Annotated in this window: 10 protein-coding genes; 2 read left to right on the top strand and 8 right to left on the bottom strand. The window is 70.4% G+C overall.

The window, feature by feature from the left end; genetic code table 11:
- Positions 1 to 112: 112 nt before the first annotated feature.
- Together recQ and AC3A3J_RS01970 are read right to left on the bottom strand one after the other, a co-directional pair.
- Entirely contained in the window at positions 113 to 2,149 is a 2,037-nt protein-coding gene (gene recQ, locus AC3A3J_RS01975; protein ID WP_487670680.1) for a DNA helicase RecQ, read from the bottom strand.
- 53 nt (positions 2,150 to 2,202) lie between these two features.
- Positions 2,203 to 3,249, bottom strand: coding sequence for a PDDEXK nuclease domain-containing protein (locus AC3A3J_RS01970; RefSeq protein WP_487670679.1), 1,047 nt, complete (start codon positions 3,247 to 3,249; stop codon positions 2,203 to 2,205).
- A 176-nt stretch (positions 3,250 to 3,425) separates the two neighbouring features.
- On the opposite strand from AC3A3J_RS01970, the gene AC3A3J_RS01965 reads away from it, so the two are divergent.
- Together AC3A3J_RS01965 and AC3A3J_RS01960 are read left to right on the top strand one after the other, a co-directional pair.
- Positions 3,426 to 3,728, top strand: coding sequence for a GNAT family N-acetyltransferase (locus tag AC3A3J_RS01965; RefSeq protein ID WP_487670678.1), 303 nt, complete (start codon positions 3,426 to 3,428; stop codon positions 3,726 to 3,728).
- Positions 3,725 to 4,642, top strand: coding sequence for a pirin family protein (locus AC3A3J_RS01960; protein WP_487670677.1), 918 nt, complete (start codon positions 3,725 to 3,727; stop codon positions 4,640 to 4,642). Before AC3A3J_RS01965 ends, AC3A3J_RS01960 begins: the two co-directional genes overlap by 4 nt.
- 130 nt (positions 4,643 to 4,772) lie before the next feature.
- Here the strand turns inward: AC3A3J_RS01960 and AC3A3J_RS01955 are convergent, their stop codons facing one another.
- From AC3A3J_RS01955 to AC3A3J_RS01930, 6 genes are read right to left on the bottom strand one after another with little or no spacing between them, the layout of a single operon-like run.
- Entirely contained in the window at positions 4,773 to 6,230 is a 1,458-nt protein-coding gene (locus tag AC3A3J_RS01955) for a sodium/solute symporter (protein WP_487670676.1), read from the bottom strand.
- Entirely contained in the window at positions 6,227 to 6,601 is a 375-nt protein-coding gene (locus tag AC3A3J_RS01950; RefSeq protein WP_487670675.1) for a heavy metal transporter, read from the bottom strand. The genes AC3A3J_RS01955 and AC3A3J_RS01950 overlap by 4 nt, the downstream gene beginning before the upstream one ends.
- Entirely contained in the window at positions 6,598 to 7,314 is a 717-nt protein-coding gene (locus AC3A3J_RS01945; protein ID WP_487670674.1) for a LytR/AlgR family response regulator transcription factor, read from the bottom strand. The genes AC3A3J_RS01950 and AC3A3J_RS01945 overlap by 4 nt, the downstream gene beginning before the upstream one ends.
- 9 nt (positions 7,315 to 7,323) lie before the next feature.
- Complete coding sequence (locus AC3A3J_RS01940) at positions 7,324 to 8,502, bottom strand: sensor histidine kinase (RefSeq protein WP_487670673.1); 1,179 nt, start codon at positions 8,500 to 8,502, stop codon at positions 7,324 to 7,326.
- Between the two features lie 23 nt (positions 8,503 to 8,525).
- Complete coding sequence (locus AC3A3J_RS01935; protein ID WP_487670672.1) at positions 8,526 to 8,765, bottom strand: YbdD/YjiX family protein; 240 nt, start codon at positions 8,763 to 8,765, stop codon at positions 8,526 to 8,528.
- Position 8,766: 1 nt separating this feature from the next.
- Positions 8,767 to 11,049 carry a carbon starvation CstA family protein gene (locus AC3A3J_RS01930; protein ID WP_487670671.1) on the bottom strand — a complete coding sequence of 761 codons (2,283 nt, stop codon included), beginning with the start codon at positions 11,047 to 11,049 and terminating at the stop codon, positions 8,767 to 8,769.
- Positions 11,050 to 11,137: the final 88 nt, after the last annotated feature.

Here is an 11,137-nt window from a genome sequence, read left to right as displayed (position 1 = left end):
AGCGCAAGTACAGACTTTCTACGGGAGACGCACAGGAATGTCCATGGTTCGCAGGAATTCCATTTTTGGAATATCAAAAATCACGCGAAAAGACGCGCTCGGGGGCGTGGCCTCAGTTCGCGGCGATGACGGCGAGGACCGAGTCTCCGTACGCGTCGCGCTTCTTCGCCCCGATGCCCGTGATGCCGTCGAGTTGATCGAGAGACGCGGGGCGGTGCTCGGCGAGTGCGCGCAGCGTGGCATCACCGAACACGATGTACGCAGGCACCCCCTGCTCGCGGGCCTGCTCGGCACGCCAGGTGCGCAGCGCTTCGAAGAGCGACCGGTCACCGGCATCCACGGTGTCGGCGGCCGTCGACTTGCGGGACCGTGCCGGGCTGCTGCTGCGGCCGATCGTGTCTTTGCGCAGCGGCACGGGCGTCTCGCCGCGCAGCACGCCGGCCGCCTGCTCGCCGGGCACCAGGGTGCCGTAGTCGCCCTGAGCCACGAGGATGCCGCGGGCCAGCAGCTGCCGCACCACGCTGCGCCAGTCCTGATCGGAGAGGTCGGCGCCGATACCGTACGTGGCGATCGTGTCGTGCCCCTGCTGGCGGATGCGTTCGGTCGATGCACCGCGGAGGATGTCGATGAGGTGACCGGCACCGAACGCCTGGTTGCGTTCGCGCTTGAGTCGCACGATCGTTGACAGCAGCTTCTGCGCCGGAACGAGCCCGTCGAACGTCGCGGTGTCGTCGAGACAGGTGTCGCAGTTGCCGCAGGGCTGTGACTCCTGGCCGAAGTAGCCGAGCAGGTTCTGCCGACGGCATTCGACGGTCTCGCAGAGCGCGAGCATCGCGTCGAGGTGCTGCCCCATGCGCATCTTGAAGGTGCGGTCGCCGGGACTCTGATCGATCAGACGGCGCTGCTGTACGACGTCGCCGAGGCCATAGGCCATCCAGGCGACGGCCGGGTCGCCGTCGCGGCCGGCACGCCCGGTCTCCTGGTAGTACCCCTCGACCGACTTGGGCAGATCGATGTGCGCGACGAACCGCACGTCGGGCTTGTCGATGCCCATGCCGAAGGCGATCGTCGCCACCATGACCACGCCGTCGTCGCGCAGGAACCGCGACTGGTTCGCCGCGCGCACTTCGGCCGGCAGGCCCGCGTGGTACGGCAGGGCGTCGAGACCCTGCGCGGCCAGGTACGTCGCCGTCTGCTCGACCGATTTGCGGCTGAGTGCGTAGACGATGCCCGCCGCCCCCGGCTCCTGCGAGCGGATGAACGATACGAGCTGCTTGCGCGGGTCGACCTTGGGCACGATGCGGTACTGGATGTTCGGCCGGTCGAAGCTCGCCACGAAGTGCGCGGCGCCGTCGAGGTGCAGGCGCTCGGTGATCTCCTGGTGCGTGGCGCGCGTGGCCGTGGCGGTCAGGGCCATGCGCGGGACGCCGGGGAACCGCTCGCCGAGATCGCCGAGGGCGAGGTAGTCGGGGCGGAAGTCGTGCCCCCACTGCGACACGCAGTGGGCCTCGTCGATGGCGATCACGCTGAGGGTGCCTCGCTGCAGCAGCGCCGTCGTCTGGGCGTTCGACAGGCGCTCGGGCGCGACGTAGATGACGTCGAGCTCACCGCCGACGTACGCCCGTTCGACCTCGGAGCGCTCCTGCGGCGACTGGGTGGAGTTGAGGTACGCGGCCTTGACGCCGTTGGCCCGCAGCGCGTCGACCTGGTCGTGCATCAACGCGATGAGGGGGCTGATCACGAGACCGGTGCCCTCTCGCACCAGGGCGGGCACCTGGTAGGTGATGCTCTTGCCGCCACCGGTGGGCATGAGCACGACGGCATCGCCGCCGGCGATCACCTGGTCGACGATCGCCGCCTGGTCGCCGCGGAACTCGTCGTACCCGAACACGGTGTGCAACGCCTCGCGAGCGGTGGCGTACCGGCTCGGGGTTGCGCGACGCTCCACCGGCTGTCGCGACGGCGCCGGTGCGGAGACGGTCGACACGGGCGTGGCAGGCCCGGGGCCCCAGTCGAGGGGAGGTTCGAAACCGGCCCCTTGCGGCTCCCAGTCCATGGGCTCGGGCGGGGCGCTGGACTCCCAGCCGTCGTCCCACGGCTCGTCGGCGTACGGCAGATCCGCGTAGGGGTCACGGGGTGTCTGCGGCATCCCTCCAGCGTAACGACCCCCACCGACGCCGGTCGCCGCGATCCACAGGCCGCTCACTCGGACTCGTCCGGCGCGCGCGACAACTCGTCGACGAACGCGCGGGTGATGGTGTCTTCATCGGGCAGAGCCCGCTGCGCCTCCTCGGCGAGTTCGTACCTGCTCACGGCGACCGGCTGCGCAGTCGAGGCGAGCGCGTACCGCACGACGGTGTCGTTCTTCCCCGCGACGAGGAGGATGCCCACGGTGGGCAGATGCTTGTCACGGATGCGCAGCCGATCGTCGACGACGCCGACGTAGAACCCCAGCTGTCCGGCGTCGGCGGGGGTGAACTTCGTCGTCTTGAGCTCGATGACCACGTACCTCAGCTGCTCGACGTGGAAGAACAGCAGATCGACAAAGAAGTCGTCGCCGTCGAGCTCGAAGTGCACCTGCCTGCCGACGAACGCGAACCCCGGTCCGAGTTCGCGCATCGTGTCGAGGATGCGGTCGACCAGCCGCTGCTCGAGCTCACGTTCGGATGCATCGCCGCCGATCGCGAGGAACTGGAGGGCGTACGGATCCTTCGTGATCTCCCTCGCCTGGTCCGAGTCCTCCCGCTCGAGAGCACCGCGAAAGTTCGAGGGTGCCGCCGCCTCGCGCTCGTGCAGACGCGTCGTGATCTGGTGGGCCAGCACCGCGCGACTCCACCCGTGATGGGCGTCCTTGGCCGCGTACCAGTCGCGCAACCCCTGGTCGTCGAGTTTGTCGAGCAACTCGATGACATGCCCCCAGGGCAATTCTCCAACGGCCTGTTGGCGAATCGACTCAGAGGCCGGCCAGGCCGCGGCGAAGCGGCGCATGTAGCGCAGATTCGCCGGTGAGAATCCCGTCATACGGGGGAACGCGGCTCGCAGGTCCGCGGCGAGTCGCACCAGCACCGCAGACCCCCATGCCTCGGCGGCCAGACGCTGTTGAATGATACGGCCCATCTGCCACCACAGCATCAGCAACTCGGTGTTCGCCCCGCGCTGCGCCTTCAACCGCGCCCGGCGCACCTGGGTTTTCAGGTCCTCCAGCGTGGCGACGTAGTCATCGGGAAGCAGGTCTCGTGAGGCATTCATGTCCGGATTGTGACGGGGGCCGCCGACATCCGTCCCGCTATCCACGGCCTTCTCCCGTTGCCACTCGTCCTCCACGAACGATGTCGCCACAGCCTCGCTCCGTGAACTCGCATCGCCGCCGCCGCTGCACCCCGAGGCGGGCGTAGGTTTGAACCAGACGCCCGAAGGAGCATCCGATGACCGACATCTCCGTGACCCGCAACGACGACGCCTCGCGCTACGAGATCCGCACCGACGACGTGCTCGCCGGGTTCGCGGAGTACGACAAGAAGCACGGGCAGATCCGGTTCACCCACACCGAGGTCGACCCGGCGTTCCAGGGTCAGGGTCTCGCAGGCACGTTGGCGAAGGCGGCGCTGACGGATGCCGCAGCCACGGGCGACGCGATCGTGCCCCTGTGCCCGTACATCGCGAAGTATCTCGAGACGCACGAGATCGAGGGCGCCGACATCCGCTGGCCGAAGCGCGCGGCCGAATGATCGGTCCCCGCCGCATCGTCCTCGAACCGCGCGAGGTGCCGCTCGGCGGCGTGCGGGGCATGAACGTGCTGCGCGCTCTTCCGCATCGCAACCTGCCGACCATCGGCGCCTGGTGCTTCCTCGACCGGTTCGGCCCCGCCGACACCCGCATGCGCGTCGAGCCCCACCCGCACATCGGACTGCAGACCGTGACCTGGCCGCTCGTCGGCGAGATCCGCCATCGCGACTCGCTCGGCAGCGACACCGACCTGCGCCGCGGGCAGCTCAACCTCATGACCGCGGGCAACGGCATCTCGCACTCCGAGTACTCCGTCGGCGACGGTCCGGTTCCCCTCGACGCGATGCAGTTCTGGGTGGTGCTGCCCGAGTCGGCACGGCACGGCGCTGCGGGTTTCGAGCAGCACACCGCGCTGCCCGGCCTCACGCTGCCGTCTGACGGTGGAGCGGATGCCTCGGCCACCGTCGTGCTCGGCGAGTTCGCCGGCGTGCGCTCCCCCGCGACCGTGCACACCCCGATCGTGGGCGCGGAGATCGTGGTGCCGGCCGGCACGCGGGTGCGGCTGCCGCTCTCCGCCGACTGGGAGCACGCGGTGCTCCTCGTCGAGGGCGACGCGGTCGTGGCGGAGCATCCGCTCGCCGTCAACGAGACCCTGTACCTCGGCGACTCGCGCGAAGAGGTACAGGTCGAGACCGCGACGGGCGCGTTGCTGTTCCTGCTCGGGGGCGAGCCGTTCGCCGACGAGATCGTAATGTGGTGGAACTTCGCCGGGCGCACGCACGACGAGATCGCCGAGGCGCGAGACGAGTGGGAGGCGGCATCCGCTCGCTTCGGCGAGGTGCCGGGTCACGACGTGCGCATCCCCGCTCCTCCCCTCCCGCCCGTGCGCCTCATGCCCCGCAGCCGCTCGCTCTGACGCCGACGAGTACCTCGCTCCTCGCCGCGCCCCTGCGAAAACGGAGACCGCTCGGCTTCCCACCGGCGTGTCGACCATCGACACGCCGGAGTGATCGCGCATCCTCCGGGTTTCGAACAGTCGCACGCCCTCAGTCGCGCTCGGGGGTGTGCACCCGGGCGAGGAAGCGATCCGTGCGCGGCGACGGTCCCCGCGGGTCGATCCGCGACACGACGACCGCGACGCCCGTGGCGAGCGGGATCGTCCAAGCGGCGGGTTGCGCGAGGTAGGGCGCCGCGGCACCCACGCCGCCGACCGCCGCGTGCACGAGCAGCGCGAGTGCGCACGACACCCCGCCGGTCACCATGCCGGCCACCGCTCCGCGTGCCGTCAGCCCTCGCCACCACACCCCCAGCAGCACGACGGGCGACAGAGTGGATGCCGCGACCACGAACACCACGCCGACGCTCGCGACGAGACCGGCCGGGGCGGCCAGCAGCGCGACCGCGAGCGGCACCAGTGCGCACAGCGCGGCGGAGAGCCGGAACGAGCGCACCGAGCCCGAGAACACATCCTGACTGATCACCCCTGCGAGCGACACGACGAGCCCGGCGGTCGTCGCAAGGAAGGCGGCGAAGGCCCCCGCGACGATGAGCGCCGTGAGCACCTCGCCGACGACTCCTGGGAACACGCGCGACGGCAGCTGCAGCACCACGGTGTCGGCGAGCCCCGGCTGCGCGAGGTCGGGGGCCGCGATGCGCGCGAGCAGACCCATGCCGCTCGACACGGCGTAGAACGCGCTGACCATCACGATGACGATCACGGTCGTGCGCCGGGCGGCGACCCCGTTCGGGCTCGTGTAGAAGCGCACCAGCACGTGGGGCAAGCCCATGGTTCCGAGCAGCAGGGCCAGCAGCAGGGACGCGGTCTCGTAGGCGTCGAAGCCCGAGGGGCCGGCCTCGGCGGGGAACACCAGCGCCGGGTCGAACGCGTGCGGCCCGCCGCTCAGGGCGAAGGCGATGAGCACGAGCGGCACGAGCAGGGCGACCAGCTTCAACCAGTAGTGGAACGCCTGCACGTAGGTGATGGCCCGCATGCCTCCGGCGGCCACCGCAGCCGCGACCAGCACGGCGATGGTCACCGCACCGACCCACTCGGGAAGCCCGGCGACGACGACGAGCGTGATGCCGGCGCCGTGCAGCTGCGGCACGATGTACAGCCATCCGATCACCAGCACGGCGATGCTCGTCACGCGTCGCGCGACCGGCGACTCCCACCGCGCCTCGACGAAGTCGGGGATCGTGTACGCCCCGCTGCGCCGCAGAGGCGCCGCGACGAAGACGAGCACCAGCAGGTACCCCGCGGCGTAGCCGATGGGGAACCAGAAGCCGCGGGCGCCGTCGAGCAGCACGAGCCCTGAGAGCCCGAGGAACGTGCCCGCCGACAGGTACTCGCCGCTGATCGCCGACGCGTTCCACACCGGGCGAACGGTGCGCGACGCGACGAAGAAGTCGTCGGTGGTGCGCGAGATGCGCAGACCGTAGACGCCGATGAGCACCGTCGCCGCCACCACCATCGCGATGCCGACGAGGTCGAGCGCGGCGTTCATCCGCCGTCCCGCAGGGCGCGATAGCGGCGCTCGTTGCGGGCCGCCGTACGCACGTGCAGCACCGCGAACACGATGATCACCGGGTAGAACGCGAACGCCTGCAGCAGCCACGACAGCGGCACCCCGTCGATGACGATCCCATCGATCTCGGGGATCAGCGCGATGACCAGCGCCAACGCGACGACGACCACCACGAACCCCGAGATCGTGCCGAGGGCGAGACGCAACTGGCTCCGTCGCAGCGCGCGGGCATACACGGCGTCGGCCTCATCGACGGGGGCCCCGGGCAGAGCGATGCCGCGCGTCTGCGCCGCGGGGCGGCCCGCCGGGGCATCCGCCGTTACCCGCACCCGCTTCGGCGCCTCGGTCATCCGGGTTCTCCGCGCAGCAGAGCCTCACGCACGCCGGGCACCAACCGGCGACTCACGGGCAGCATCGTCTCGCCGATCGAGACCGAGGGCTCCGGCCCCGAGAGCCGCGCCCCCGTGACCGCCGACGTACGGATCAGCGTCGACCGGTGGATGCGCAGGAAACCGGCCCCGGCCCACCGCGCCTCGAGCTCGGAGATCGGGATGCGCACGAGGTGCCCCGCGCCGTCGTCGCCGTGCAGCCGGGAGTAATCGCCCTGGGCCTGCACCCAGAGGATCTCGCTGCGCCGCACGAAGCGGACCGACGCCCCCAGAGTGACGGGCAGCACCTCGTCGTCGCCGCCGGGCGACGTGCCGGCACGCTCGACCACCCGATCGACGGCCTGACGCAGTCGCGCCCCGCGGACGGGTTTGAGCAGGTAGTCGACCGCGCGGAGCTCGAACGCCTCGACGGCGCGCGCCTCGTCGGCGGTGACGAAGACCACCGCGGGCGGATCGGCGAGAGCGAGCAGGGAGCGCGCGAGATCGGTGCCCCGCAGCCCCGGCATGTGGATGTCGAGGAAGGCGATCCGCACGGAACGCTCGGTCAGCAGTCGCAGCGCCTCGGCGCCGTTGCGGGCGGTGACGATCTCGCCGACCCTCTCGTCGGCGCGCAGCAGGTGCACGAGTTCGTCGAGCGCCGGTTCCTCGTCGTCGGCGACGAGCACGTCGATCATGGCCGCACCTCAGTCGTCGTCCGGGTCGTTCTGCGGCTGCGACTTCGGCACCCGCATGCGCACCAGGGTACCCGCGCCGGTGTTGGTCTCGACCACCAGCCCGCCGTCCGGCCCGTACACCTGGCGGAGCCGGGTGTCGACGTTGCGCAGCCCGACATGCAGGCCGTCGTCGGCGGCCGTGAGGGTGGCGCGCAGAGCATCCGGGTCCATCCCGACGCCGTCGTCCTCGACCGTGATGACGGTGTGGGTGCCCTCGTCGCGCGACACGATGCGCACTTCGCCGCCGTCGGCCCCCGGCTCGAGGCCGTGGCGCACCGCGTTCTCGACGAGCGGCTGAACCGAGAGGAACGGGATGACGGTGGCGAGCGTCTCGGGAGCGATCTGCAGCGTCACTCGCAGCCGCTCGCCGAAGCGGGCGCGCTCCAGGGCGAGGTACGAGCGGATGCTCTCGAGCTCTTCGGCGACCGTGGTGAACTCGCCCCGGCGACGGAAGGAGTAGCGCGTGAAGTCGGCGAACTCGAGCACCAGGTCGCGCGCCCTGGCCGGATCGGTCGTGATGAACGACGCGATCGCGGTGAGCGCGTTGTAGATGAAGTGCGGCGAGATCTGGGCGCGCAGAGACCGCAGCTCGGCCTCGGCGAGCTGCGCGCGCGAGGCGTCGAGTCCGCCGAGCTCGACCTGCGCCGCGCACCACGACGCGACCTCCTCGGCAGCACGCACCAGGGCCGCACGGACCGGGGCGGAGAAGGCCACGACGACGCCGATCACCTGCCCGTCGACCACGATCGGCGCACCGACGCCCGCGACCTCGGCGTCGGTCGGCGCGGGGAACACCTGCCGCCGCCCCGACTCGCGCACCTGTGCGGCGATCCGCACGGCGGCGGCCTCCCGCCCCTCGATGGCCCCGTCCGACGACACAGTGCCATCCTCGGCGACGATGGCGACGGCGGTGCTGCCCAGCAGCACCCGCAGGTGACGGGCGGCGGTCGCCACCCTCGGCGACGAGAGTCCCGCCCGCAGGTCGGGGGCCGCGAGACTCGCATGGTGCAGCGCCCGCAGGGCGCCCCGTTCGGCATCGCTGCCGAGATCGGTCGATCCGCGCCCCAGCCGCCGCGCGAGCAGCAGCAGCACCGTCAGGGCGATGCCGCCCAGGGCGCCCAGCACGGCGGCCAGAACGACGTCGGTCATGCCCCCAGCCTAGGCACGAGGGCTCAGCAGCACCGGGCGCCCGGATTGCGGTCCTGGTCGTCCATGCGCTGTCGCCAGAACTGACGTTCGGTGAGCGGCTCCTCGTGCGGATGGTGTCGGCGGTGGTGGGCGACGTAGGTCGCGTAGGCCGTGTCGCCCATCAGCGTCGTCATGTACCAGCGGATGCCCCGCCCCACCCGCGCCGCGGCACCGAGCAGTGCGCGCAGCGGGGTGGGGGCGGCATCCGTGCGATGGATCACCATGTCAGCGGCTCGAGACCGTGCGCTCGTCGGCCAGGATCGGCTCCCACTTCTTCTCGAGCTCGCGCTCGTCGGCATTCGGCAGGAATCCGGCCGGGGCGAAGCGCCGCGAAGCGACCGGCTCGTCCTCGGTGTTCTCGCCGCCGCCGTTGCGGACGGCTTTCACCGTGGTGATGATCGCTGCGATCATCACGATCACGGCGAGCGTGACGAAGATGATCGACAGCGTGCCCTGCACCGCCGTGTTGCGGATGACCGCCTCGAGCACCTTCGGCTCCCCGAGCGACGTGTCGCCCGTGTTCAGCGCCTCGAGGTAGCGGAAGTGGTTCGCCCAGTATCCGATCGCCGGCACCGGCGAGAGGATCTTATACAGCGACGCGGTGACCGTGACCACCGCGGTGAATGCGAGCGGCAGACCGATGATCCACAGCCACTTGACGTAGCTGCGCCCGCGCTTGGCGACGATCGCCAGCACCACGGCGAGCGCGATCGCGGCGAGCAGCTGGTTGGCGATGCCGAACAGCGGGAAGAACGTGTTGATGCCGCCGAGCGGGTCGGTGACGCCGAGGATGAGGATCGCTCCCCACCCGGCCACCATGATCGCCGTGCAGATCCACACTCCGGGGCGCCACGAGACGTCGCGGAACTTGGGGAACCACGCGCCGATCGAGTCCTGCAGCATGAAGCGCGCGACGCGGGTGCCCGCGTCCACCGCCGTGAGGATGAACAGCGCCTCGAACATGATCGCGAAGTGGTACCAGAACGCCATCAGCGCCTGTCCGCCGAGGGCCTGCTGCATGATGTGGGCGAGGCCGAGGGCGAGCGTCGGAGCGCCGCCGGTGCGCGAGACGACCGTCTCCTCGCCGACCGCCGCCGCGGTGCTCGTGAGCATCTCGGGGGTGAGGTTCACGCCGGTCAGGCCCAGCGAGTTGACGAACGCCACGGCCCCTTCGACCGTGCCCTGCGTCGCCGCCGCCGGTGCGTTCATCGCGAAGTAGATGCCCTGGTCGATCGAGATCGCGGCGACGAGCGCCATGATGGCGACGAACGACTCCATGAGCATCCCGCCGTAGCCGATGAATCGCGTCTGGCGCTCCTTCTCGACGAGCTTGGGCGTGGTGCCCGAGGCGATCAGCGCGTGGAACCCCGACAGGGCACCGCACGCGATCGTCACGAAGAGGAACGGGAAGAGGGGCCCTGCGAACACCGGCCCCATGCCGTTCTCGCCGAAGATGCTGACCGCCGGGACGGTGATCTCGGGGCGCACCAGGATGATCGCCCCCGCGAGCATGACGATGACGCCGATCTTCATGAACGTCGACAGGTAGTCGCGCGGGGCGAGCAGCAGCCAGACCGGCAGCACCGCGGCGATGAAGCCGTAGATGATGATGCCCCAGGCGATCGTGGTGCGGTCGAGGTGGAAGATCGCCTGACCCCACTCGGTTCCCGCGACCCAGCCGCCGCCGATGATGGCCGCCATGAGCAGCACGAAGCCGATGATCGAGACTTCGGTGACCTTACCGGGGCGCAGGTAGCGCAGGTAGACGCCCATGAAGAGGGCGATCGGGATGGTCATCGCGACCGAGAACACGCCCCAGGGGCTCTCGCCGAGCGCGTTGACGACGACGAGGGCGAGGATCGCGACGATGATCAGCATGATGAGCAGCGACGCGATGATCGCCGCGGTACCGCCGAGCTTGCCCAGCTCCTGGCGCGCCATCTGGCCGATGGTGCGACCGCCGCGACGCATCGAGAAGAACAGCACCGTGTAGTCCTGCACCGCCCCCGCGAGGACGACGCCGACGATGATCCAGATGGTGCCGGGAAGGTAGCCCATCTGCGCGGCGAGCACGGGGCCGACGAGCGGTCCGGCGCCGGCGATGGCGGCGAAGTGATGGCCGTACAGCACGCGGCGGTCGGTGGGGACGTAGTCCTTGCCGTCCTGCTTCACCTCGGCGGGGGTGGCCCGACGGTCGTCGGGGCGCGTGATGTACCGCTCGATCACCTTCGAGTAGAAGCGGTAGCCGATGAGGTACGTGCACACGGCGGCGAACACGAACCAGATGGCGTTCACGGTCTCGCCGCGCACGATGGCGAGCATCACCCAGGCGACGCCGCCGAGCAGGGCGATGGCGGCCCAGAGCAGGATCTTCGGGAGCGTCCAGCGACGGCTGCGCTCGTGCTGCTCGTCGCTGAGGGCGACGGGAGGGAGGGACGGATCGGTGACGACGACGGGTTCGTCGTCGACGGTGCCGGCGCCGCGGCGGCGCGACGAAGGTGCGGTCATGGGGTTCTCCTCGGGGGACGCGTCGTTGCGTCTTCCCACGCTAGGAAGCCGGTGCGCGCGGCGCCGGGCGGTCGGGCGCACGGTGCGA

The organism is Microbacterium sp. Soil_N32 (assembly GCF_057655505.1).
This window is presented reverse-complemented; position numbering and strand designations above follow the sequence as displayed.